Source organism: Neiella marina, assembly GCF_002165625.1.
GTDB lineage: Bacteria > Pseudomonadota > Gammaproteobacteria > Enterobacterales > Neiellaceae > Neiella > Neiella marina.
This window is the reverse complement of sequence record NZ_NGNS01000009.1, coordinates 11,262-34,827: the sequence shown is the minus strand read 5'-3', so window position 1 is coordinate 34,827 and position 23,566 is coordinate 11,262. Positions and strand designations below refer to the sequence as shown.

Here is a 23,566-nt window from a genome sequence, read left to right as displayed (position 1 = left end):
AAGCTATTGCACACCTATTCTTAACGCTGCGATGACGGCAAACGGCGCCAGTGTTATTGCCGCAACAGAGAATGCAGCAAGCAACGCCAATTGCCCGAAATAAGGTAGTGACATTGCCGCGGCATCAATTGCAGCCGTCGCAAAGATCAATACAGGAATAAACAGAGGAAGGATCAACAAACTCAGCAACACGCCACTGCGACCGACGCCAACCGTCAGCGCCGCGCCAACGGCGCCAATCATGCTCAATGCCGGCGTTGCCGCCAATAAACTCAACATCATCGCAACTAACGCTTTGAGGCTAACCCCCATCAACAATGCCGCCAACGGCGAGAGAACCAACATAGGTACACAAATCATCAGCCAATGACTGAGTACTTTTGCCAGCACCAAGCCAGCACCAGCGTGCGGCGACAGCAACATTTGTTCGAGGGAACCATCGCGATAGTCATCGCGAAATAGTCGTTCAAGCGAGAGCATCACACTCAACAAAATCGCAACCCAAATAACCCCGGGCGCAATACGGGCCAATGTTTCCGGTGCTGGCCCAACGCCAAGAGGAAATAAGCTGATGACCAATAAATAAAATACCAATGGATTCAATACATCGGACTTTTTCCGCATCACTAGTAGCGTTTCGCGACGCATTGTCTCCAGCAAAGGACTCATGTCTCGGCCTCCAGATCGAGCCCTGACAACTCCAATCGTTGCGTTGCATGTTCCGGTAAAATAGCGGGTTGGTGAGTGGTTACTATTAACATCCCACCATCTTCTAAGTGCTGCTTAAAACGTCGTTCAAGACCTGCAACCGCTCTGACATCGAGTGCAGTTAGCGGCTCATCGAGAATCCAAAGAGGCGCGCTCGATAGCCACAACCGGCTGAGGGCAATGCGTCGTTGTTGGCCAGCAGATAACTGGCCCGCAGGGATATCTTCATAACCTGCTAAACCAACGGCACTGAGAATGTCGTCAATAGAAGCGCTATCGTCGTTATGAAGTGCGCACAGGTAGCGAAGATTTTCGGTCGGGCTCAGTTCGGTATTAACCGCCGCATGGTGACCAAGATATAACAAAGATTCGAGGTAGTCGGGAGACTGTGAGATGACCTTACCATGCCAACAAACGTTACCTTCATCTGGGCGAGCAAGCCCGGCAAGGATTCGCAGCATGCTGGTTTTACCGGCACCGTTTCGTCCTTGCAGTAACAGCGCATGTCCCGGCTCTAAGGAAAAGCTAACGTCACTAAATAGTTGTCTGGATTGGCGGGCCAAGCTCAATCGGCGCGCTTCAAGCATTTGTTATATTTCTGATCCAATAATTTTAGCTGTCTAGGATAATAACATCGCTGGGCTAAAAAAATCACCCAACAAGTGACCAGAGTGAGCCGTTGATGTTGAATCAAGAAACCATAAAAATCATCAGGATAAAGGTTTTTAGCTATTTCAAATCGCTATCTTGCCGATTTTTGTTGGTGCAGGCTGAACAAAAGCTCGGCTTCCGCTCTGGGTAACTCGCACTCACGCATAATTTCATCAAGATCGGCACCGAGCTCCACCATCCGCACCGCTCGGCTATAGAGTCGGCGTTCAGGCTCGAGATCATCAGGGTTCGGTTGCTGTTCAGCCAACTCAACGATCTGCGCCTCAATGGCTTGGACTCGGCGACCGAGAACAATAGCACCAGAACGAACTTCCTGAATGTCATTTTCCAGCCCCAGAGTATCCGGCTCTGAAGGTTGCTGGATTTGCTCCTGCAACTGTTTGAGCTGAAGTTGTAGCTGAGTTTGTTGCTGCTGATGTTTGCGCACTAGCGACAGCATCATGAAAATGCCAACAAACGACAAAATGGCCAGCACAATCGCCAGCCATGGTAGGAAGGTTTCGTTCAGCATAGGTAATTAGAGGGTTGAGAGTTCATCCCACTCTTCATCATTCAACAACTTATTGAGGTCAACCAGAATAAGTAGCTCGTCATCACGGTTCGATACGCCCTGAATGAACTTAGCACTATCTTCGGTTCCTACGTTTGGTGCACTATCAATTTCTGAGCTACGCAGATAAACCACTTCGGCAACGCTATCAACCAAGATACCAATTACCTGCTTCTCTGCTTCGATGATAACGATGCGAGAATTTTCAGTGACGTCTGCTGACTGCAAACCAAAGCGAGAGCGGGTGTCAATCACAGTCACCACGTTGCCACGCAAATTGATAATCCCCATGACATAGTCTGGGGCTCCAGGAACAGGAGCAATCTCGGTATAACGCAACACCTCTTGCACCTGCATCACATTGATACCGTAGGTTTCGTTGTCGAGTCGGAAAGTAACCCACTGCAGGACCTGATCATCAGTTTCGGTATTTGTGGCAGTAGTTCTATCGTCAGCCATGTTGTTACTCCGGATTATTTGCTTGCTGGCTATTCAAACCAGTATCTAGTAGCTCTACTAGCGCATCAACATTTAGCAGAGCGCACATTTGTTCTTTTACCATGCCGCGTAGCCAAGGCCGCTTGCCCATGGTGGATCGCCAATTGACCTCAGTTGGCATCAACTGGCTAGTGGTGATTAGTTTCTCGCAGGCGAGGCCCCAATTACTATCCTTTAACATAACAAGATATTGATAATTGAGTTGTTCTGCCAGTTTCTCATCATATTTTTCGGGCATCACCCACAAAGCGGTATCAACAACGTTTAACTTTCGTTCTCGGTGGGGCATCAAACCCATAAACCATCCAGGTTTTCCGAATAATGAACTGACTTGTTCTTCATCCAAGTTGTGGATACCACCGAGTTGTTCCAGTGGCACTGCCAGAGTCATTCCAGCGACTTCGAAATACAACGCCTGAAACTCGCCAGTCGGTTCAGCAGGCATATCAGTCAAGGCGTTGGAAGGCGCTAGTTCCGCCACTTGTTCAATAGCTGTTTCTTCAACTTCTACCGTCAGCGGTTGCGCGACTTTATCGGCGGTGGTTGAGGCCACCTCAACACTAGGGCTTACTGGTGCCTGCGATGGCGCAGAAACAGTTGTTGTTTGCTGCTGTTGATTAAGATCAGCTTTCGGTGAGGCAACGCCGTCCAACAACTTTTGCAGCGGTGCCGAGTCGATCTGGGGCTCGACAGACTGCTTTTCTTCTAACAACGCAGTGAAAAACTCTTGTAATGCTTTATCACTCGATTTCATCTAAAGACTTCCATTACGAGCAGCGACCTGCTGTTCTATCAGGTCATCGAGCAGTGCTCGATAGGCTATCACACCGCGTGAATGGGCGGAGAACATTGACGGTGGCAAGTGCTGCAAAGACGCATCTCGGAAGCGGGTATCAACCGGTATCACATCACTCCAAACTTTATCGCCATATTGCTCGATCAAACTGGCCATTGCTTGGCTTGCCGCTTTAGTACGCTTATCGAACATCGTTGGCACGATCATGTAATTGATGGTTTGGCTCGGAGATGACCGCATTAACTCAAGCGACATAATCATTCGCTCCAACCCTTTAAGGGCAAGAAATTCAGTTTGCACTGGCACCAACACTCGGTCACTGGTCGCTAAGGCATTGACCATCAACACCCCAAGCACCGGCGGGCAATCCACCAACACCACATCATAATCAGTTTTCACCCGATGAAGCGCGTGACGCAGAATGAGCCCCATACCTTCGGTGTGTCCAAACTTACGATCCAATGTCGCCATCGCCATGTTAGCCGGCATTATATCTATGCCATCGATTCCCGAAGGATGAATACTTTCTCGTACTTGTTCCGTTGTAGCGGCACGACCGTGAACAAAAACGTCGTAAGCTGTTCGGTCAAGCTCCTCCACATCCAGTCCGAGGTAATAACCCAGCGAACAATGGGGATCCATATCGACCAACAGCACATTGTAGCCACGATCAGCCATCAATCCGGCCAATGACACCGCGGTGGTTGTTTTGCCAACGCCACCTTTTTGATTTGCTACCGTCCAGACCATCATGGCTGCGGCTCGCCCTGCTCCGATGATTCGCGTCTGGTGGTAATCCGAATACCGCCGCTAGGCAGTTCAATTACCTGTACTTCATCATAATCCGGCAGTGGTTCCGATGACTCGTTGTCATCTGTCGCTTGGCCGTCACTTAAAGGCTCGTCAGTGCCTTCCGGCTTACCCCATTTGGACACTGCAATATCGACCCGGCGATTCTCCGCGCGACCTTGAGCAGTATCATTCGGACTTAGCGGAAAATTAGCGCCAAATGCCTCAACGGCCAACAAATCAGGACGAACGCCCTGCAAAATCATTTGCTCCAACACTTCAGCTGCTCGTGCTGATGACAATTCCCAGTTAGAGCTAAATATTTCATTGTTAATTGGTGATGAGTCGGTATAGCCACGGACACGGATATAGTTGTCGGAAGAAGCTAACACCTTGGCCACAGACGGTATAATGGCGCGCAGATTAGCCGAAGGAGCGGCGCTGCCACTAGCAAAAAGTAAGCTACTACTGAGGGTCAACACCAACCAATCTTCATCTCGCTGGATATCGGCAAAGCCAGAATTAATTAGCTCTAGCAAAGCCTCATTGAATTCTTGCTCGAGATTGGACAGGGCACTACCTTGATGTCGTTTATTAAAATTGACCAATTCGCTGCGGCCATCAACTAAATCGGGGCCGCCTTCTGGTTTTAAGCCATGACCATACAGCATGTCGTCGCTAGCCTGTTGCATAATCCCGTCACTTGGGTTGGGTTCTGCGACAACAGTGTGTTGAGCGTGAAATAGATCGCCCAATCGGCGAGTTAATTGTTCGAGCGAACCTTCACGTGCCAATGCCATGGCATATAGCACGACAAAGAGCGCAAACATCAACGTCATGTAATCGGCATACGAAATGAGCCAACGATCTAAGTGTTGGTCATCGCGCTGACGGTTTCTACGCTTGTACTGGTACACGATTATTGCTCCAGAAAAGCACGCAAGCGCAGCTCGATATTCCTTGGATTCTCTCCGTGAGCAACAGCAACCAAGCCTTCAACCATCAACTCCTGATAATTGACGATACTGTATATGTGATAGCGCATTTTGTTTGCTATCGGCAAATACAATAGGTTGGCAAAACCGACACCATAGATGGTAGCAACGAATGCAGTTGCAATCCCGACACCCAATTGATCAGGCTCGCTCAAGTAGTTCATCGCCTGAATCAAGCCTAAAACTGCACCGATAATACCGATGGTGGGCGAATAGCCGCCCATCGCTTCATAGGTCTTAGCTGCATCAAGCTGAACTTCGCGTTGCATGACCATTTCGATATCAAGCATTTCACGAATTTTTGACGCTTCAGCACCATCGACCAGCAAAGTTAAGCCTTTCTGCACGAACGGATCGGGTTCATCAAGAATTTGATTTTCCAGGCCAAGCAACCCTTCATGACGGCTAGCATGAGACCAAGAGAGGATTTTCTGAATACTTTCTTCAAGTTCAAGCTTAGGGGGCTTGAACAGCCAAGACAGTTGCGCAATGGAGCGGCTGACAACCACCAAAGGCGTTTGCAATAAGACGGCACCGACAGTACCGCCAACAACGATCACGAAAGCAGGAATGCTCAATAGCGCGAGCAGACTACCGCCTTCCCAAGCTTGGCCCAATAAAATCGCGCCAAAACCAATAATCAAACCCAGAAGTGTTGATTTATCCATTTGCCGTTTCTATGACGATTCGTTCCGCGATGTCGCCTAGTGCAATACTATCTTCTGCTATTCCCGCACTGGCGACGGCTTGCGGCATGCCGTATACCACGCAGCTTGCCTCATCCTGTGCCCAAACTTTAGCGCCGTGGGTTTTTAACATCCGCGCTCCATCGCGGCCATCGGCTCCCATTCCGGTTAGTACAACGGCTAACACATCGCCGCCATAAATTTTAGCTGCGGCTCCAAACGTCACATCGACGCATGGTTTGTAATTCATTCGTTCGCCACCATCGATGATCTTAATGCGACCGTTACCGGCACTGCCTTCGACCATCATTTGTTTACCACCCGGCGCTAAATAAGCACACCCTGGTTTTATAGCGTCACCATTTTCTGCTTCTTTAACGTTAATTTTGCACAAGCTATTCAAGCGCTGAGCAAAAGCGCCTGTAAATGCGGCAGGCATGTGCTGAATGAGTAATATTGGCAGCGGGTAATTAGCGGGCAGCTGAGTCAAAACAGTCTGCAACGCCACTGGTCCACCGGTCGATGTACCAATGGCTAATAATTTGTAAGACTTGCCGCTGGCACGATTCCTCGCCGCAGGCCGAGTTCTAGCAACCTCGGGCTGACTTGCGGCAGCTCTTTGGCGGCGTTCCGCGTTGGCTTTTTCCAAGGCGCTAGTGGCGCTGCGAACGGCTTGCTGCGTTTTACTCAAAGCCGGCGATGGTGCTGTTGCAGGCCTCGGAGCGGGACTCGCAGGCCGTGCCTGAGGTCGCAGGCCAAAACGCCGACGAGCAATTTCTTTGATCCGCTGGACCAGTAAGTTTGACGCTTCTTTGCGATCACGCGCAATGTCTTCAAACTTCTTGGGTAGAAAGTCCAAAGCCCCAGCCTCAAGCGCTTCCAATGTTGCTTTTGCTCCCTCGTGAGTAAGCGAAGAAAACATCAGAATGGGGACGGGATTGGCCGCCATGATTGACTTCACTGCATCAATACCGTTCATCACCGGCATTTCGATGTCCATAGTGACGACATCAGGCTTCAACGTTCTAACTTTCTCAACGGCTTCCTTCCCGTTGACTGCGGCGTCAATGACTTTCAAGCCGGGATCAGCATCAATGATCTCACTGACACGACGGCGGAAAAAGCTGGAGTCATCGACGACCAATACTTTCAACTGCATTCGGTTCTCTCTGCGCTTACGCTTTGCGAGCGTAGAACTTTAATAGGCTAGGCACATCTAAAATTAGAGCAATACCACCATCACTGGTGATTGTTGCACCTGCCATGCCGGGTGTTCCCTGTAACATAGTACCCAGCGGCTTAATTACCACTTCTTCTTGTCCAATCAGCGCATCGACCACAAAACCAATCTGCTGCATACCAACCTGAACAATGACTACATGGCCTTTACTTTCGCGATTACGGGTATCGACCTGAGCGCCACGAACTAGCCATTGTTCCAAGTAGAATAACGGGATTGCCCGCTCTCGAACAACGACAGTGACTTGACCATCGACAACGTTGGTTTTGCTCAAGTCCAAATGGAAGATTTCGTTAACTGAAGCCAATGGCAGGGCAAAGGTTTGCGAACCGACCACAACCATCAACGTCGGCATGATGGCAAGCGTCAGTGGTACTTTGATTTCTAGCCGAGTACCAACACCGCGCTCAGAGCTAATATGAACAGAACCATTCAGCTGAGTGATCTTGGTTTTAACCACGTCCATGCCGACACCACGTCCAGAGATATCGGAAATTTCGGTTTTGGTTGAGAAGCCTGGCGCAAAGATAAGGTTGTAGGCATCTTCATCACTCAAGCGAGCAGCTGAGTCGACATCCAAGACTCCGCGAGAGATAGCGATCTCTTTGAGCTTATCGGCATCCATACCGGCACCATCGTCCTCGATGGTTAGCAAAATATGATCGCCTTCTTGGCTGGCCGATAGTTTAACCTGGCCGGTGCGTGGCTTACCTGCTGCTTCACGGATATCAGGCATCTCAATACCGTGATCAACCGAGTTTCGAACCAAGTGCACCAATGGATCGGCTAACGCTTCAACCAAGTTCTTGTCTAGGTCGGTATCTTCGCCTTCTAGCTCAAGCTTGATGTCTTTTTTCAAACTACGCGCCAAATCGCGAACAACTCGAGGGAAGCGGCCAAAGACTTTCTTGATCGGTTGCATCCGCGTCTGCATCACTGCTCCTTGCAGATCAGCAGTCACCACATCGAGGTTAGCAATGGCTTTGCCCATTTCCTCGTCGCTGTGTGTCAAGCTAAGACTTAGCAAGCGGTTACGAACCAAAACCAATTCACCGACCATGTTCATAATTTGGTCAAGGCGAGAGGTGTCAACCCTAACGGTAGTCTCGCTCTGTGGTGGCTTGATCGGTGCTTTTTCTTTTGGCGGCTCTTTTGCCGCTGGCGCAACAGGAGCAACTGCTGGTGCAGCTGGAGCAGGTGTTGCTGGCTTAGCTTCTGGTTTAGGTTGTGGTTTGGCCGCAGCAGGCTCTGGCTTGGCCGCCGGAGGTGGCGGAGGCGGCGTTACCGGCGCTGCTGCAGGCGCATCATGGGTGGTTGGCGAGCCACCCTTGCCGTGCAATTCATCGAGCAGCGCTTCAAATTCGTCGTCCGAAATAGTGTCGTCACTACCAGATTCTGCCGGTTGAGCGGCCGCACTATCGGCTGCAGGCGCTGAGGCAACGGCGCCAAAGCTACCTTTGCCATGTAACTCATCTAGTAAGGCTTCAAACTCATCATCAGAGATGTCATCGCCACTGGCAGCCTCTGGCTCAGCTGTAGCTGCTGACGCTGGCGGCACCGCAGCTTGCGGTGTCGGTGTTGATGTTGGTGAGCCGCCGGCGCCATGGAGATTATCCAACAGCGCTTCAAACTCATCGTCGGTGATGTCATCGACCGGGCCAATTTCCGCTGGTGCGCTATCGCTTGCCACGGGTTCGTTAATCGGAGCAGGTTGTTCTACCACTAACTCAGGTTCTACAACCGGGGCGGCTTCAACAACAACTTCAGGTACCTCTGGCGCCGTTTCACCTTCAGGTTCACTCAATTTATGCAGCGCTTCAAGTAATGCCGGGTCAGCAGCGCTCAGGGGCTCTCTGGCCTGCACTTGAGCGAACATTTCATTGATAGTATCAAGGGCTTGCAGAATGACATCCATCAGCTCCGAGGTCACTTGCCGTTGGCCGTTACGGAGAATATCAAAAACGTTCTCAGCACCATGACAAGCATCAACCAGCTCGGTGAGTGACAGGAACCCTGCGCCGCCTTTAACCGTGTGGAAGCCACGGAAGATGGCATTAAGTAAGTCACTGTCTTCCGGGTTGTTTTCAAGATCGACGAGTTGCTCTTGCAGCTGTTCTAAGATCTCAGCAGCTTCGACCAAAAAGTCCTGTAGGATATCTTCATCTAAATCGAATGACATACATCAAACTCCCACTAGAATCCAAGGCTCGACAGCAGATCATCAACTTCGTCTTGCCCGCTAACCACATCCGCACGCTCTTGCGCGTCAATTACAGGGCCTTCAGCTTCAATGGCTGGAGCCGCGGTGGTTGTTTTCTTAGCCTCTGGCGGGGCGATAGTGCCGCCTTGCTGGTCACCGAACACTTTAAGAAGGCTAATCAAATTATCTTCTACTTCGCGCACCAAGTTGATCACCCGCCGAATGACTTGCCCGGTCAAGTCCTGAAAGTCCTGCGCCATCAACACATCAGTGAGCTTACCATTAAGCTGTTGAGTGTCATGGTGAGCTTCAGTCAAAAAGGTGTGAGTGTCTTGACATAACCCTTTGAAGTCATCAATGGCAATTCGGCCATCGATGATGCTTTGCCAACGGGGCATCAAGTTTGAAAAAGATTCGTTGAGTTTGTCGGCGACAGGCAAGCTAAATTCCACAGCATCCATCGTTTTGTTGGCTGCTTTTTCGGTCATTTCAATGACGTAATTGAGCCGAGATTGGGCGTCGGGCATGTCGGTATGGGCCAACTCAGTAATCCGATCGTCCAATTGGAACTCATTCAAGGCAGTGTGCAGCTGCCGAGTCATCTTACCAATTTGTTCAAACAGGTCGCTATCAAGCTGAAGTAACGAGCCAACTTCCTGAAAACTGCGGTCAACTGCTTGATCGACAATTTGATTGGCTTGCTCGTTATCTCCTTGCTCGAGAAAAGCGACTAGTTCACGTGCTTGTTCAAGCGAAATCTTCGGCTCTATCGTTGTAGTCATTATGGGTCCGACTCCGCGGCATCGATTTATCAGGCAATGCGCTCAAAAATTTTATCAAGCTTCTCTTTTAGAGTGGCTGCAGTAAACGGCTTGACAATATAACCGTTCACGCCGGCTTGTGCTGCTGCCACAATCTGCTCACGCTTGGCCTCAGCAGTTACCATCAAAACCGGCAAATGCTTGAGTTGATCGTCAGCACGAATGTTCCTAAGCAAGTCGATACCTTGCATACCTGGCATATTCCAGTCAGTGACGACGAAATCAAAATCACCGTTTTTCAGCATTGGCAGGGCCGTGCTGCCATCGTCAGCTTCTTGGGTGTTGGTAAAACCAAGGTCGCGCAGAAGGTTTTTAATGATTCGCCTCATTGTAGAAAAGTCGTCCACAATCAGGATCTTCATGTCTGTATTCAAAGCTAGCCCTCCTACAGGCGCATTTTATAGATAGTATCGGTTAATCTTGCCAAGACTGTAGCCTGGCTTTCAAGCGATGCATGGCTTGTGAGTGGATTTGGCAAACCCGCGACTCACTGACGCTTAACACATCACCGATTTCCCTCAAATTCAATTCGTCATCGTAATACAACGACAACACTAAAGCTTCTCTCTCTGGCAAGGTTTTGATTGCCTCTACCAAAGATCGTTGAAATTGTTCTTCGCTGAGATCTTGAAACGGAGTGGATTCATTTTGATGAACCTCAGGACTAAGAGCATCTTCTGAAACCCCTAAATCCTCTATCCCAATAATTCGGCCACTATTCAAACTAGCGAGCAATTGGTGATAGTCGGTCAAGCTCATTTCGAGTCTTTCCGCTACTTCCGCGTCATGGGCATCGCGACCAGTTTCTTGCTCCACTGCTTTTATGGCATCAGCAACTCGTCGATTTTGCTGGTGAACCGAACGCGGAGACCAATCCCCGCGCCGTAATTCGTCCAGCATTGCGCCACGAATACGTATCCCGGCGTAAGTTTCGAATGCAGCTCCTTTGCTTTGGTCGTAATTTTTCAGCGCTTCTAGCAAGCCAATCATGCCTGCTTGAATTAAATCGTCAACTTGAACGCTTGCCGGAAGCCTACCTTTTAAGTGATGTGCGATTCGCTTCACTAAATCGGCGTGTTGCCGCACCAAGTCGTCGCGTTGTTGCTCCTGATACAGGGCAGCTTTATTCACTGAGTGAGTCTTCCTGCTCTCTCACGGCATCGTTCAACAGCTGCTCAACAAAGAAGGTCAAATGGCCTTGTGGCTGAGACGGAATTGGCCAAGTAGTCACTTTCGAGGCAAGCGTTTTATATGCGATAGAAGCTGCTGATTTAGGGAATTCCTCCACCACAACTTTTTGCTTGCGCACGGCTCGACGGACGTTTTCGTCAAACGGCACGATAGCAACCAGCTCCAAGGCAACATCTAAAAATCGATCGGTGACTTTGGTTAGCTTGGCAAACAATTCTTGCCCTTCGCGGAGACTACGGACCATATTGGCAACAATTTTGAATTTGAACAGACCGTGCTCGCGATTCAAAATTTTAATCAGCGCATAGGCGTCAGTAATCGAGGTCGGTTCATCACAAACCACCACAACCACATCTTGGGAAGCTCGCGAGAAGCTCAACACCATATCGGAAATACCAGCCGCCGTGTCGACAATCAGAACATCGTAATCATCTTGCAACTCACTAAAAGCGCGCACCAGACCAGCATGTTCGGTTGGCGTCAACTCGACCATACTGCGCATACCCGACGAAGCGGGTACGATAGAAATTCCTTGGGGACCTCGGAGCATGATTTCTTCAAGATCACACTCACCAGATAAAACGTGGGATATATTCTTGTGAACTCGGAGGCCGAGTAACACATCAACATTCGCTAGCCCCAAATCGGCATCGAGCACAACGACGCGCTGACCTTGAGCCGCGAGTGACACAGCCAGATTGATTGAAACGTTAGTTTTGCCGACGCCACCTTTGCCGCCCGTAACAGCAATGACTTTCACCATCTTTCGGCGATTCATATTTCTCAACCCTGTTGCTTGGTCCAGTTCCATACTACCTATTTATAGCCTCATATGCCGTTTCCGACTGTTTTCTGCCAACGAATTTGCTGAGGTTTTTCGTTTCCGTCCCGCTGCCAGTGTGAATGCTTGCTTCACTAAGTAACTTGCATCGGCAACACGAAGGTCCTCAGGAACTCGCTGACCGTCGCTAAGATACCCGATTGGCATAGCATTTTGAATGGCTACGCTAATACACTCACCAAGGCTGAGACATTCATCGAGTTTGGTGAAAATGCAACCACGCAGCGGGATTTGACGGAATTGCTCAATTGCTTCTTGCATCACATCACGTTGGGCCGTTGCAGGCAACACCAGATAACTCTTTATTTTAACACGGCTATTAGTAATGAGAGTATTTAACTGCTCATTGAGACGCATATCACGCTGCCCCATCCCAGCCGTATCAATTAATATCAATTTGCGGTGACGCAGTTGATATAACTGGTCTGCGAGCTCATCAGAGTTTTTCGCACTACGTACCGGACAGCCTAAGATCCGGCCATAAGTTGCAAGTTGATCTAGCGCACCAATTCGGTAGCTATCGGTGGAAATTAATGCCACTTGTTCAGCACCATATTGAGCAGCAAATCGAGCCGCCAATTTTGCGACGGTTGTGGTTTTTCCGACACCTGTTGGACCAACCAAAGCAACCACCCCACCTTGACGTAAAATCTCGTCTTCGGTCACCACCAATTGTTCTGTCAGTAACTGCTGGAGTTGAGTCCAAGCTTCTCGCCCGGTAGTCTCTTCACCAATGTAACAAGCGAACTGATCCGCTAAGTCATCAGCAATACCCATCTTGGTTAATTGTTTAACCAACATTGCTCTAACTGGCTCAGTGCGATCCATCTCTTGTTTCATCAAGCCAGATAACTGATGCTCCAACAATTGACGCATCGCCAGCATTTCTTCTTTCAGCGATTGAATCTGGGCGTTATTGTTATGGTTGGTAGCCGCAGGTTTAGCCGTCGCGATCATTGACTCTCGAGAATCCACTTCAGCAAACGCAGGGTTGACTGGGCGCTTTGCTTTGGCGGGAGAGCTAACGCTGTTTTGCTGTTGCCGTTTGAGCAGACTTTGTAAGCTATCAGCCGGGCGTTCCTGGGTATCAACGTCTCGCTGTGGTGTTGGGTTTGCCATGCCAGCACTGAGGTTAGCAAGTTTTTCTTTGAAGCTTGATAGGTTGACTTGGTCATCGGCAAGTTGGCGACCGTTGGCTTGGCTCTGTTGTTCCATCGCTCGTTGCGGTGCTGGTGTCGGAGCTGGCACGTCAGCATCAATGCCGGCTACCAGTTCAATACCCCCAGTTACCTTTTTGCTGGACATGATCACTGCATCAGCACCCATGACTTCTTTTACTTCGGTTAGCGCGGTGCGCATGTCTTTGGCAAAAAAGCGTTTCATTTTCACGAGTCAATCTCCTCAAACGTTCGGTTACTGGCCAATCGAACTGACAATCTTGATTTGTTTGTCGTCAGGTATTTCCTGATAGGCCAACACTCGCATACTCGGAATCGTATTCTTGATAAAGCGCGCCAGGGTGTTTCGCAGTACTCCCGAAGTCAGCAATATGGCAGGTTGACCTGCTAACTCTTGCTGTTGAGCAACATCTTGCAGGGAACGTTGCATCCGTTCTGCTAGACCTGGCTCAATGGCGGCGCCTTCATTTCCGGCGGCTTGCAGTGATTGGTGCAACATCTGTTCCAACTCTGGCAGTAGCGCCACAACTGGAACCTCACCATCTAACCCATTGATTTCTTGAACTATTAATCGTTTCAATGCAACCCGAACAGCAGCTGTAAGAACGTCAGTATCTTGACTCCGAGGCGCATACTCTCGAATCGTTTGCAAAATACTGCGCATATCTCGAATTGGTACTGCTTCGTTGAGCAGGTTCTGCATCACCCGGGTGAGCGTACTCAGCGGTAGGAGATCGGGTACTAAGGCTTCAACAAGTTTTGGATACTTGCGACCAATCATATCCAGTAGGTTTTGTACTTCTTCGTGACCCAGCAAGGTTGCGGCTTGGTTGGTTAACAACTGACTTAAGTGAGTAGCGATTACGGTTGAGCAATCAACAACGGTGTAACCAAGTGCTTGTGCTTGCTCTCGCATATTCGGATCAATCCAAACCGCATCAAGACCAAACGCAGGATCCTTGGTTTTGACGCCACTCATTTCGCCAAAAACTTGCCCTGGGTTGATGGCCAAATCTTTCCCTGGCACCACTTCCGCTTCACCGACAGATACTCCCATCAAAGAAATGCGATAATTGCTGGCAGGCAAATCAAGATTATCGCGAATATGGACTGCGGGAATGAGGAAACCAAACTCTTGCGATAATTTCTTCCGTACGCCTTTGATGCGGTTAAGTAACTCGCCGCCCTGCCCTTTGTCGACCATGGGGATCAAGCGGTAGCCGACTTCCAAGCCGATTACGTCAACATGTTGAACATCGTCCCATGACAAATCTTTTTGCTGCTGAGTCTGCACTTGGGTTTGTTCTTCTTGCTTGGCTTCTTCGACTTGCGCTTGCGCTTTTTGTGCGCGTTTACGAGTGCCAAACCAAGCGCCACCCGCAGCAACTAATGCTAAGGACAAAAAAGCAAAGTGCGGCATACCGGGAACAATGCCCATCACAAACAAAATGCCAGCACAAATTGCTAATGCTTTTGGGCTTTCGAACATCTGCAAGACGACCTGTTCGCCCATGTCCTGGTCGGTGTTTTGGCGCGTCACCATGATAGCGGCGGCAATCGACAGCAACAGTGATGGAATTTGTGCCACCAAACCGTCACCAATGGTCAGCAAGGTGTAGATCTGTACGGCTTCACCAAACAGCAGATCGTGCTGCACCATGCCAATCACAAAACCACCAATGATGTTGATAAACAGAATCAAGATGCCGGCAATTGCGTCACCTTTGACGAACTTACTGGCACCATCCATCGAGCCGTAAAAATCAGCTTCCTGAGCAATCTCTTCGCGCCGGGCCTTGGCTTGTTCTTGGCTAATCAAACCAGCGTTCAAATCAGCGTCGATGGCCATTTGTTTACCTGGCATGGCGTCCAAGGTAAAGCGAGCGCTTACTTCTGAGATACGACCGGCGCCTTTTGTAACCACCACGAAGTTGATGATGACAAGGATTAGAAACACCACCAAACCAACGGCGTAGTTGCCGCCGATAACGACATTACCAAATGCCTCAATCACTTGACCGGCGGCATCGCCGCCCTCATGACCTTCAAGCAGCACCACCCGAGTTGAAGCGACGTTCAACGCCAAGCGCAATAAGGTTGCTACCAGCAACACGGTTGGAAATGCAGAAAACTCAAGTGGCCGGCGGGTATAAACGGTAACCAGCAACACCACCATGGACAACGAAATATTGAAGGCAAACAGAATATCCAACAACAATGGCGGCATGGGCAATGTCACCATCGCCAACGTTGCCAGCACCATGACAGGAACGCCCATTCCTGCTGGGTTTAAACGGCCTAATTTTACATTATCGAGTGCTGCAGTCAGGTTCATTCAGAAAAACTCGTCGCGCCAGAGATTTGTCATTTCCATGGTCGATTGCAAAGAATGAGCCAACAACGCTCTATCAAACGAGTTCGAGTGATTGACGATTGTTAGGGAGCCACTAGTCGCTACTGTGAGGTGTTATCGCTGTCTTGAGGGTGAATTGGGCGGCCATCCTGATCGAGCACCAGAGCGCTTGGAATGTGCTGGTCGATGGACACAGGTTTAGGCCGAGCACCTTTGCCACTTTGGAATAGCTTGAGCTGATAGACGTATGCCAAAATTTGAGCGACCGCGGCAAACAGATCGCCCGGAATTTCTCTGTCGAGCTCAGTGGTATAGTAAATCGCTCGAGCTAAGGTCGGCTGGCGCATGATGGGAATGTCATGCTCACGGGCGATTTGACGGATTTGCTCGGCAATAAAGTCGACGCCTTTGGCTATCACCACCGGAGCCTTGGAGCCTTTGGTGTCATAACGCAAGGCTACCGCAAAATGATCCGGGTTGGTCACCACCACGTCGGCCTTGGGGACTTCCCCCATCATCCGCTGCTGGGTCATTTCCATCTGTAACTTGCGGATCCGTCGTTTGATTTCAGGATTACCTTCAGTGTCTTTGTACTCGTCCTTGATTTCCTGCATCGACATCTTTAACTGCTTGTTATGGTTATAAATTTGAAACGGAATATCGATTAAAACAATGATTAAAATGGAGCAACATAAACCAACAAACATCCACAGAAACATCGTCACTGCAGAGATGATGTCATGAGGCGATGCTTTTTCTGAGACCTGCAAGATATTTGGGAATAGCCAGACAAGCAGCATAATTGCCACTGTCGCCACAACGGCAAATTTTGCAAATGCTTTGATCAGCTCGACCAAGGCTTGAGGGCCAAACATGCGTTTAAAGCCTTGCAGTGGCGACATACGGTTTAACTTCGGCGCAGCCGCTTCGGCACTAATAGTAACGCCACCAAGAGCCACCGAGCCGATAAATGCACAAACAAACACTAACGCCATAAAAGCGGCCATTGGCCCTAAAATGCCTTGCAGAACGCCAGCTAAACCGTTTAGAAATGCGTGAATATCATAGATCTTGGCGCGTTCAATGGTAAACAACTCAACAAACACGGCTTGCATGGCGAGCGCCATTGATTTGCCGATCCATAGGAATCCAACAGCACTCGAAATCAGTACCGCTGCGGTGGCCAGTTCTTTGGAGCGAGGCACTTGACCTTTTTCTCTTGCCTTCTCCTTTTTTCGGGGCGTCGCCTCTTCTGTTTTTTCCTGATCGCTGTCTTCAGCCATAGCGCCTCCGTCAACAATTCAGCAACAGCAAATCGCACACCAAGTCGAGGTGACGATGCCATTGTCGTTCAAAATGAGTAGCGAAGTTGCCGATGGTTAACCACAGAATCAACAAGCCGGACAGCATGGTGATAGGAAAGCCAATCGAAAAGATATTCAGCTGTGGAGCTGCTCTGGTCATTACTCCAAATGAAAAGTTGATTAACAACAGCGCCACCACCGACGATAGCGCCATACTTAGCGCGGCAGTGTACATCCACCCTGCCCAAGCCACCATTTCAAAGAAATTGACTTCGGCAAGGCTGTGTAGCCCAACTGGCAGCGAGTGAAAGCTCTTTGATATCGCCAATAGCAATGCAATGTGACCATCGAATGCCAAGAACACTAAACTAGCGAGTAACAAGAAGAACTGGCCAACCGCCGGTACTTGCTGACCATTCATGGGGTCAACGATGTTGGCAAAACCCAGGCTGGTTTGCATACCAACGATTTGACCTGCTAATACAAAGCTGGCAATCAGTAATTGCGATGCCAAACCAACCGCAAAACCAATGATCATTTCCTGTGCCGTGACCAAAAAACCGGCGATGGAAAACAATTCGATGTCAGGCATCGGCGGCAACATGGGTTGAATAGCCACAGCCAAAGCAACAGCTAATGCCATACGGATGCGCATAGAGATATTCTGCGAGGAGAGCAGCGTCATCGACGCAAACATGGCGCTAATTCGAGCTAGCGGCCAAAGCAAACTGGCTAAAAAGGATAAAACAACATCCAGCGGCCAATCCATCAACCAATGACCTGAGGAATCATATCAGCCAATCGATAGGTGAAATCCATGATTGACGCAGTGAGCCAATGAGCACTCATCATCAGTGCAACGAGGGTAACAATCAAGCGTGGCAGAAAGCTCAAGGTTTGTTCGTTGATTGAGGTGGCAGCCTGAAATACCGCGACTATCAAGCCAATAAACAAACTAGGTAAAACGATCACCGACACCATAAATACAATCAGTTTTAGCGCTTCGCGAAAAATGTCGACAAATACCTCAGGTGTCATCGTGTTTCTCCTTTGCGCTACATACCAAAGCTAGTCGCGAGTGTGCCCATCACCAAATTCCAGCCATCCACTAGAACAAACAACATCAGCTTGAACGGCAACGACACAATCATGGGTGACAGCATCATCATACCCATTGCCATCAAAACACTGGCAACCACTAAGTCGATAATCAAAAACGGAATAAACAACATAAAGCCAATTTGAAAAGCCGTTTTCAATTCGCTAGTGACAAAAGCAGGCACTAGCACTGTGAGTGGCACCCGCTCTCCCGGTTGCACCGCATCGACACCGGCAATTTCCATGAAAGCTTCTAAATCGGTCGAACGCGTTTGTGCCAGCATGAATTCTTCCATCGGTATGCGTCCGACAGCAACGGCATCTTGAAACTTTAGCTGCTCGTTCATGTATGGTTCAACCGCCTGTGAATAAACTTGTTCGAAGACGGGTCGCATAATGAACAGCGTCATGAACAGAGCCAGACCGATAATAATCTGGTTAGAAGGCGTTTGTTGCAAACCCGTGGCTTGACGCAAAATGGATAGCACCACGACAACACGAGTAAATGACGTCATCAACATGAGTATCGCTGGAATAAAGCTCAGCGCCGTCATAATTGCCAGAATTTGCAAGGTCACAGAGTAACTCTGAGAGCCATCTGGATTGGTCGTCACGTTAAATGCCGTAAGCCCTGGAGGGGTGGACGTTGATGCAGCATTTGCTGCGCTATCAACAACTTGAGCCGAAACGGGTTCTTGTGCAAAGGCGACCGATGTCAACATAATCAATGTCGTCAGTGCCAAAGCGATGAGTTGAGTTATTGTTTGCTTCGCCATGATAGCCAATTTGGTGGAGTAGATGGTTGTTGAATCTGTTGCAATGCATCGGGTAACTGTTCAGCACTAAATTCAGCTAAGGTATTGATTGCATGAGCGGTGACACCAAGCAGCAAATAGCGCTCACCTACTTTAACCAGCAGCAAACGCTCTTTGGTACCAACATGGCGACTTGCTACCACGTCCATACCGGATGGCCCCAATAAGCTACTTGGCATCAGTCGTTTCCATAACCATGCCAAGCCAATCGCAACAGCTAGCACCACCAGCAATGATACAAACATTGCCAGCATTTGTTCCATCGAATTTGATGCAGTCACGTCAGCAGATCTCAAAAACAAAAAACCGCACCTCAAAAGGTGCGGTCGCGCTTAGCGCAATTTCTTAATACGTTCGGTCTGACTGATAACATCAGTCAAACGAATACCGAATTTGTCGTTTACCACAACAACTTCACCATGAGCAATCAGCGTACCATTGACCAAAACGTCGAGCGGTTCACCAGCCACTCGATCCAATTCCACCACCGAGCCTTGGTTTAGTTGCAGCAAGTTGCGGATATTGATTTTGCTGCGCCCCACTTCCATCGAAATGGTAACCGGTATGTCCAAAATACTTTCTAACCGGCGTTTTTCCTCCGGTGTTATTTCAGACTCTTGATCAAACTCCTGCAACTCCGCTGGTTGTGCTTCAAGGGCTTCATTACCAAAACCATCGGAGGTTTGCTGTGCTAGGGCTTCAGCCCATTCGTCGGCGACCTGTTGATCATCGACCTTGTCATTCTCATCGCTCATATGTCCTCCTCGTCCAGGGTTTGTTCCAGACGTTCAATATCAGCCTGACCATCAATGCGAACACCACCACGGGTAACCAATGCGAGTTCACTCTTAACCCCAGTCGGCCGTTTGATTTTCTCTTTTATTTTCAGAGCCATTTGGTCATTACTACGCCCAACTGTTGCTCGGAAGGACGGTAAGTCCTCAACAAATACAGTTGCCGCTTCGGGCATTTCAACCGGGATAATATCGCCGGGTTTATAATTCATAATGTCGCGCAACGACACTTCGGTATCCAATAATTTGGCTTTGACGTCGACCGGAACATCCATAATTTCATCGCGTAGTGCCATGGCCCAGCGCAAATCCGTATCTTCCTTGTCACTTTGGACACCCGCATCAAGTAGTTCACGAATCGGCTCTAACATCGAGTACGGCATGGCGATGTGGAAATCGCCGCCGCCACCATCCAAATCAATATGGAATGATGACACCACCACGACTTCGGTGGGACTAACGATATTTGCCATGGCTGGGTTCACCTCACTATCGAGGTATTCGAACTCACAGTCCATCACCGGCGCCCACGCTTCCTTATAGTCGACAAAGACCAGCTTGAGCAGCATTTGAATGATTCGACGTTCAGTTGGGGTAAACTCCCGACCTTCAATCTTGGCGTGATAGCGACCATCACCACCAAAGAAGTTGTCCACCAGAACGAACACCAGTCTGGCTTCCATAGTCACCAGTGCGGTGCCTTTGAGTGGCCGGAAGCGAACCATGTTGAGAGAAGTTGGCACGAACAGGGTATGGACGTACTCACCAAACTTAATCATCTGAACGCCGTTGATCGACACTTCAGCAGAACGCCGCATCAGGTTGAACAAACTAATGCGCATGTGGCGAGCGAAACGCTCGTTGACAATTTCGAGGGTCGGCATACGACCCCGGACAATCCGATCTTGAGACGAAAAGTCGTATTCCATGACGCCTTCGGCGCCACCTTCTTCTATCTCTTCTTCTTCGACTTCATCGGCGCCGTGTAATAGCGCATCAATTTCGTCTTGGGATAATAGATCGGTCACATGTTTGCCCTACTCAATGACAAAACCGGTAAACAACACCTGTTCAACCACATTTTGCCCTTCCACTCGAAGAAAGGTCTCACGAACATCACTTAGAGCCTGCTCGCGAAGTCTCTCTTTACCTGCCAACGACACCAACTCTTCTTCAGTTGTGGCGCTAAACGTTTTGTGTAACGTCGCTTCAACCAAGGGAACGTGCTTACGAGCTAATTGCTCGGCATCTTGACCACGCACTAACAATTGCACCTTGATCTGAACCGTTCTTGGCCGATGAGCTCCTTGAATCATAAAATCAAGCGCTCGCGGCATAGCGACATAAAGCGCATCACCAATTTGTGCTGGTGTTGCTTTTGGTGCGACGTCTTCGGCCGCTGCCGGATCTACGTCACTTGAAGAACTACCTAGCAAAAACCAGGCCGCCAAGCCACCGCCAACCAATACAACAACCACAAGTGCGACAATGATCAGTAACTTGCTCTTCCCGGGCTTTACTTCCAATTCAACTTCTTCAGCCATATCCAATCCTGATTGTTTTTATCGGTGCCAATTTGGCGCTAGATTAACACAGCGTTCATCAGGCGTAGAAGTCCACCATGCCTGCTTTGAGAATTACATGCTGAGTTTCTTTGTTTTCGGCTACTATCTGACCATCAACACCGTTTGCATCTTGTTGCTGGCGCTGCCCAGATTGCTGTTCTTGGCCACTCTGACCTCCCTGGCCTCCGTGTTGGCGCTGATGAGAAACGTTGGCTTGAGTCAGCTCCAGCTGTTGTTGCTGCATCATTTCTCGTAGCCTTGGTATGGCCTGTTCAATTGCATCTCGAGCTTGTGCCGATTGGGCGACAAAACTCACCTGCGCTTGGTCGTTCTGGACCTGCACTCGCACCATCAGGCTGCCCAACTCAGGTGGATCGAGTTGGATCTCTGCTTGCTGCATCTGCTTATCCATCATCATCATCAAGCGTTGCCCCAACACGGGGGCTAACTTGTCCTGCAACAATTGCATTTTTTCTTGAACTTGAGCCAACTGCTGGGCGTGACTTAATGGCTCTTGGCTAGCTGACACTGATTGATTGGCCGATAGCTGTGAAGATAGCGATTGATTGAATTGCGTTGGCGTAAAACCGTCAAAGCTATGAGGTAAGTTGCCCTGAATGCTTGTATTGGTGGAGCTGGTTGCGAGACGCGACAACTGCGGCTCATCTGTCTTAGTTTCCAGTTTGATTTCATCTGACACATCACCAGAGTTACTGTTGACTTGACTGCTCAATTCGACTTGGTGGGCGGCTTTGGCCTGCCCTTGCTTACGGTCATTGCTCTGAAGTTGGCTCACTTGCTGCTGAGCCACTTGGGTAACGACAGCAGATGATGATGTTTTTTGATTGTCGTCTCGCGGCGATGTTAAGGCCGCCGCCATCAGTTGTTGTTCTGCCGACTTATGCTGACCATTGCCATCGACCATCGCAATATTAACCGCGGCTGATTGTTGGGTTGGCAGGCCCTTGACTTCAAATCCGTCAGCTGTTGTGCGTTTGGCCATTGTGGCTTCAATCTCGTTCTCCGTTAACTCAAGCTCTGTTAACTCTTGTTCAGTGCCATCAACAGGTGCTGCGATTTTGCCATGCCCAGCCTCAAACAAAACTCGACTTTCTGCAGCTAAAACTGATTGCGATTCGAATGTGCGTTTAGGCTGTGCCGAATTGGTTGTCGCCAAGGTTTGTGCATGGACATCAGCAGCAACTTTTTGAGCCTCTGGTGCGATTTGTGAAGACTCAACTTTCAGCGAAGATTTGGCCGCAAGTTCCGATGCCGTGAGCTCCGATACTTGGATGAATTGTTCAGAACCACCGGCGGCGACCGACTGAGTCGCCAGAGATTTTGCTGCGGATGATTGCAGCGTCTGTTGTTCGGCTAATCCACCAACTTGACTGGCTTTTTGTCCTAGCTCGTGGTCGGTGACGGGCGCTCCTGCAGCAATACTAGCGCTGGTATTATTGTTGCCAGCTTGAAGTGATTGACTGTTCTTTTGCGCAATTTTGCTGGATTCCGGCTCGAGCGCCTGTTGCTCTTCTGAGTCACCGCTTAATAATTGCTGGTCAATTTTCGAAGCATTCGCTTCACCGTTGTTAGCACTATCGACTGCCGGTTCGCCTTGGCTGCGGATTAAGGATTGGCGCCACCCCATATCGAAGGCTGTGGATCCCGTATCGCCTTTATCATCATGACTGAACTCGCCATCAGTTTCATCGGGGGATTCAGCGTCCTTCAACTGGGCATTGCCATTGCCACCATCAACGCCACACTGATGACGCCACAGCTGCAATAAGTTAGTAGCGATAGGCGAAGCAGCACCTTCATCCAGTAGCTCTTCAGAACCGCCACTATTAAGGTTTTCAGCGTTAGTTGATTGTTCTGGTTGTTGTTGCAACAGCAACTGCTCTAGGCTCAAGTGTTGCTGTGCAGATTGGCTTTCAGGGTTGGCTAACTCATCAAAGATGATACCGCCGATACTGGCTTGCTGATTGGCCAGTTCATTTCCAGAAGTAAGGTCAACATTTTTACCATCGCTGTCTTGGAAAAATTGCGACAGCAATCCTAACAACTGCTTCGACTCTGAATGCTCAGCAGAGATAGGTGGCAAGACTTTGCCTTGTTGATGAAACAAATCGGCAATATCAGTTTTCAATTGCTCAACTGAATATGTTTGGTTTTGAGCGTCACTCGAAAGCACTTTGGCCAACGCATTTAGTTGCTCTTCCGGCCCCTCCCCATCAATTCCTAACTGACTAAAAAGACTGGCAAAAAGCCCTTCTCCGCCGGTCAACTCCGAATCGACCGAAGACCATACAGAATTGTCAGAAGAAGCATTCGATGGCGCAACATACAACATAAGTATTCCTCAAAGATAACCCATCAGCAGCGCTAATTGTTGCCGTATTAACGGCTATAAAACGTTGCCACCGATACCAGCAGCAAAACTCGTACCAATTGATGAATAATAAGCGGAAG

At 49.3% G+C, this 23,566-nt stretch carries 25 protein-coding genes; all 25 read right to left on the bottom strand.

Annotated elements, in window-relative coordinates:
* Positions 1 to 3 precede the first annotated feature (3 nt).
* Positions 4 to 669, bottom strand: coding sequence for a heme exporter protein CcmB (gene ccmB, locus CBE68_RS08700; RefSeq protein ID WP_087505698.1), 666 nt, complete (start codon positions 667 to 669; stop codon positions 4 to 6).
* On the bottom strand, positions 666 to 1,295 hold the full coding sequence (gene ccmA / locus CBE68_RS08695) for a cytochrome c biogenesis heme-transporting ATPase CcmA (protein WP_087505697.1): 630 nt from the start codon (positions 1,293 to 1,295) through the stop codon (positions 666 to 668). The genes ccmB and ccmA overlap by 4 nt, the downstream gene beginning before the upstream one ends.
* Positions 1,296 to 1,450: 155 nt before the next feature.
* Positions 1,451 to 1,891 (bottom strand): DUF2802 domain-containing protein, encoded by a 441-nt coding sequence (locus CBE68_RS08690; protein ID WP_087505696.1) that lies wholly within the window; start codon positions 1,889 to 1,891, stop codon positions 1,451 to 1,453.
* Between the two features lie 6 nt (positions 1,892 to 1,897).
* Complete coding sequence (locus tag CBE68_RS08685) at positions 1,898 to 2,389, bottom strand: chemotaxis protein CheW (protein WP_087505695.1); 492 nt, start codon at positions 2,387 to 2,389, stop codon at positions 1,898 to 1,900.
* A gap of 4 nt (positions 2,390 to 2,393) precedes the next feature.
* Positions 2,394 to 3,182, bottom strand: a complete 789-nt coding sequence (locus CBE68_RS08680; protein WP_087505694.1) for a chemotaxis protein CheW — start codon at positions 3,180 to 3,182, stop codon at positions 2,394 to 2,396.
* Positions 3,183 to 3,977 carry a ParA family protein gene (locus tag CBE68_RS08675; protein WP_087505693.1) on the bottom strand — a complete coding sequence of 265 codons (795 nt, stop codon included), beginning with the start codon at positions 3,975 to 3,977 and terminating at the stop codon, positions 3,183 to 3,185.
* On the bottom strand, positions 3,974 to 4,930 hold the full coding sequence (locus CBE68_RS08670) for an OmpA family protein (RefSeq protein WP_087505692.1): 957 nt from the start codon (positions 4,928 to 4,930) through the stop codon (positions 3,974 to 3,976). Before CBE68_RS08670 ends, CBE68_RS08675 begins: the two co-directional genes overlap by 4 nt.
* A 2-nt stretch (positions 4,931 to 4,932) precedes the next feature.
* Positions 4,933 to 5,676: a flagellar motor protein gene (locus tag CBE68_RS08665; protein WP_087505691.1), complete on the bottom strand. Its 744-nt coding sequence runs from the start codon at positions 5,674 to 5,676 to the stop codon at positions 4,933 to 4,935.
* On the bottom strand, positions 5,669 to 6,853 hold the full coding sequence (locus tag CBE68_RS08660) for a protein-glutamate methylesterase/protein-glutamine glutaminase (RefSeq protein ID WP_087505690.1): 1,185 nt from the start codon (positions 6,851 to 6,853) through the stop codon (positions 5,669 to 5,671). The genes CBE68_RS08665 and CBE68_RS08660 overlap by 8 nt, the downstream gene beginning before the upstream one ends.
* A 16-nt stretch (positions 6,854 to 6,869) precedes the next feature.
* A complete protein-coding gene (locus CBE68_RS08655) occupies positions 6,870 to 9,113 on the bottom strand; it encodes a chemotaxis protein CheA (RefSeq protein ID WP_087505689.1) in 2,244 nt (747 codons plus the stop codon).
* A gap of 14 nt (positions 9,114 to 9,127) precedes the next feature.
* On the bottom strand, positions 9,128 to 9,916 hold the full coding sequence (locus CBE68_RS08650) for a protein phosphatase CheZ (RefSeq protein WP_087505688.1): 789 nt from the start codon (positions 9,914 to 9,916) through the stop codon (positions 9,128 to 9,130).
* A 29-nt stretch (positions 9,917 to 9,945) separates the two neighbouring features.
* Complete coding sequence (gene cheY / locus CBE68_RS08645) at positions 9,946 to 10,329, bottom strand: chemotaxis response regulator CheY (RefSeq protein WP_087505687.1); 384 nt, start codon at positions 10,327 to 10,329, stop codon at positions 9,946 to 9,948.
* A 40-nt stretch (positions 10,330 to 10,369) separates the two neighbouring features.
* A complete protein-coding gene (locus CBE68_RS08640) occupies positions 10,370 to 11,086 on the bottom strand; it encodes an RNA polymerase sigma factor FliA (RefSeq protein WP_087505686.1) in 717 nt (238 codons plus the stop codon).
* Positions 11,079 to 11,957, bottom strand: coding sequence for a MinD/ParA family protein (locus tag CBE68_RS08635; RefSeq protein ID WP_194407158.1), 879 nt, complete (start codon positions 11,955 to 11,957; stop codon positions 11,079 to 11,081). The genes CBE68_RS08640 and CBE68_RS08635 overlap by 8 nt, the downstream gene beginning before the upstream one ends.
* A 9-nt stretch (positions 11,958 to 11,966) precedes the next feature.
* Entirely contained in the window at positions 11,967 to 13,370 is a 1,404-nt protein-coding gene (gene flhF, locus CBE68_RS08630) for a flagellar biosynthesis protein FlhF (protein ID WP_087505684.1), read from the bottom strand.
* Between the two features lie 30 nt (positions 13,371 to 13,400).
* Positions 13,401 to 15,500 carry a flagellar biosynthesis protein FlhA gene (gene flhA / locus CBE68_RS08625; RefSeq protein ID WP_087505683.1) on the bottom strand — a complete coding sequence of 700 codons (2,100 nt, stop codon included), beginning with the start codon at positions 15,498 to 15,500 and terminating at the stop codon, positions 13,401 to 13,403.
* A gap of 119 nt (positions 15,501 to 15,619) precedes the next feature.
* The gene (gene flhB / locus CBE68_RS08620; RefSeq protein ID WP_087505682.1) at positions 15,620 to 16,801 is read right to left on the bottom strand and encodes a flagellar biosynthesis protein FlhB; all 1,182 of its coding nucleotides are present in this window, start codon (positions 16,799 to 16,801) and stop codon (positions 15,620 to 15,622) included.
* A gap of 10 nt (positions 16,802 to 16,811) precedes the next feature.
* Positions 16,812 to 17,591 (bottom strand): flagellar biosynthetic protein FliR, encoded by a 780-nt coding sequence (fliR, locus tag CBE68_RS08615; RefSeq protein WP_087505681.1) that lies wholly within the window; start codon positions 17,589 to 17,591, stop codon positions 16,812 to 16,814.
* Positions 17,591 to 17,860, bottom strand: a complete 270-nt coding sequence (fliQ, locus tag CBE68_RS08610; RefSeq protein WP_087505680.1) for a flagellar biosynthesis protein FliQ — start codon at positions 17,858 to 17,860, stop codon at positions 17,591 to 17,593. The genes fliR and fliQ overlap by 1 nt, the downstream gene beginning before the upstream one ends.
* A 17-nt stretch (positions 17,861 to 17,877) precedes the next feature.
* Entirely contained in the window at positions 17,878 to 18,696 is an 819-nt protein-coding gene (gene fliP, locus CBE68_RS08605) for a flagellar type III secretion system pore protein FliP (protein ID WP_087505679.1), read from the bottom strand.
* A complete protein-coding gene (gene fliO / locus CBE68_RS08600) occupies positions 18,678 to 19,016 on the bottom strand; it encodes a flagellar biosynthetic protein FliO (protein ID WP_143824517.1) in 339 nt (112 codons plus the stop codon). Before fliO ends, fliP begins: the two co-directional genes overlap by 19 nt.
* A gap of 51 nt (positions 19,017 to 19,067) precedes the next feature.
* Positions 19,068 to 19,490, bottom strand: a complete 423-nt coding sequence (fliN, locus tag CBE68_RS08595; RefSeq protein WP_087505677.1) for a flagellar motor switch protein FliN — start codon at positions 19,488 to 19,490, stop codon at positions 19,068 to 19,070.
* Positions 19,487 to 20,557 (bottom strand): flagellar motor switch protein FliM, encoded by a 1,071-nt coding sequence (gene fliM, locus CBE68_RS08590; RefSeq protein ID WP_087505676.1) that lies wholly within the window; start codon positions 20,555 to 20,557, stop codon positions 19,487 to 19,489. Before fliM ends, fliN begins: the two co-directional genes overlap by 4 nt.
* 9 nt (positions 20,558 to 20,566) lie before the next feature.
* Positions 20,567 to 21,073 (bottom strand): flagellar basal body-associated protein FliL, encoded by a 507-nt coding sequence (fliL, locus tag CBE68_RS08585; protein WP_087505675.1) that lies wholly within the window; start codon positions 21,071 to 21,073, stop codon positions 20,567 to 20,569.
* A gap of 58 nt (positions 21,074 to 21,131) precedes the next feature.
* Positions 21,132 to 23,447, bottom strand: coding sequence for a flagellar hook-length control protein FliK (locus CBE68_RS08580; RefSeq protein ID WP_087505674.1), 2,316 nt, complete (start codon positions 23,445 to 23,447; stop codon positions 21,132 to 21,134).
* Positions 23,448 to 23,566 lie beyond the last annotated feature (119 nt).

What these genes read in the sequence shown, in the direction of transcription:
- ccmB (WP_087505698.1), bottom strand. Translation starts at nt 669, where the DNA reads ATGAGTCCTTTGCTGGAGACAATGCGTCGCGAAACGCTACTAGTGATG.
- fliR (WP_087505681.1), bottom strand. Translation starts at nt 17,591, where the DNA reads ATGGATTGGCCGCTGGATGTTGTTTTATCCTTTTTAGCCAGTTTGCTT.
- CBE68_RS08680 (WP_087505694.1), bottom strand. Translation starts at nt 3,182, where the DNA reads ATGAAATCGAGTGATAAAGCATTACAAGAGTTTTTCACTGCGTTGTTA.
- CBE68_RS08690 (WP_087505696.1), bottom strand. Translation starts at nt 1,891, where the DNA reads ATGCTGAACGAAACCTTCCTACCATGGCTGGCGATTGTGCTGGCCATT.
- CBE68_RS08665 (WP_087505691.1), bottom strand. Translation starts at nt 5,676, where the DNA reads ATGGATAAATCAACACTTCTGGGTTTGATTATTGGTTTTGGCGCGATT.
- CBE68_RS08650 (WP_087505688.1), bottom strand. Translation starts at nt 9,916, where the DNA reads ATGACTACAACGATAGAGCCGAAGATTTCGCTTGAACAAGCACGTGAA.
- flhB (WP_087505682.1), bottom strand. Translation starts at nt 16,801, where the DNA reads ATGGCTGAAGACAGCGATCAGGAAAAAACAGAAGAGGCGACGCCCCGA.
- CBE68_RS08685 (WP_087505695.1), bottom strand. Translation starts at nt 2,389, where the DNA reads ATGGCTGACGATAGAACTACTGCCACAAATACCGAAACTGATGATCAG.
- fliN (WP_087505677.1), bottom strand. Translation starts at nt 19,490, where the DNA reads ATGAGCGATGAGAATGACAAGGTCGATGATCAACAGGTCGCCGACGAA.
- CBE68_RS08675 (WP_087505693.1), bottom strand. Translation starts at nt 3,977, where the DNA reads ATGATGGTCTGGACGGTAGCAAATCAAAAAGGTGGCGTTGGCAAAACA.
- flhA (WP_087505683.1), bottom strand. Translation starts at nt 15,500, where the DNA reads ATGAACCTGACTGCAGCACTCGATAATGTAAAATTAGGCCGTTTAAAC.
- CBE68_RS08580 (WP_087505674.1), bottom strand. Translation starts at nt 23,447, where the DNA reads ATGTTGTATGTTGCGCCATCGAATGCTTCTTCTGACAATTCTGTATGG.
- fliP (WP_087505679.1), bottom strand. Translation starts at nt 18,696, where the DNA reads ATGGCGAAGCAAACAATAACTCAACTCATCGCTTTGGCACTGACGACA.
- ccmA (WP_087505697.1), bottom strand. Translation starts at nt 1,295, where the DNA reads ATGCTTGAAGCGCGCCGATTGAGCTTGGCCCGCCAATCCAGACAACTA.
- CBE68_RS08635 (WP_194407158.1), bottom strand. Translation starts at nt 11,957, where the DNA reads ATGGAACTGGACCAAGCAACAGGGTTGAGAAATATGAATCGCCGAAAG.
- CBE68_RS08660 (WP_087505690.1), bottom strand. Translation starts at nt 6,853, where the DNA reads ATGCAGTTGAAAGTATTGGTCGTCGATGACTCCAGCTTTTTCCGCCGT.
- fliL (WP_087505675.1), bottom strand. Translation starts at nt 21,073, where the DNA reads ATGGCTGAAGAAGTTGAATTGGAAGTAAAGCCCGGGAAGAGCAAGTTA.
- flhF (WP_087505684.1), bottom strand. Translation starts at nt 13,370, where the DNA reads ATGAAACGCTTTTTTGCCAAAGACATGCGCACCGCGCTAACCGAAGTA.
- fliQ (WP_087505680.1), bottom strand. Translation starts at nt 17,860, where the DNA reads ATGACACCTGAGGTATTTGTCGACATTTTTCGCGAAGCGCTAAAACTG.
- CBE68_RS08655 (WP_087505689.1), bottom strand. Translation starts at nt 9,113, where the DNA reads ATGTCATTCGATTTAGATGAAGATATCCTACAGGACTTTTTGGTCGAA.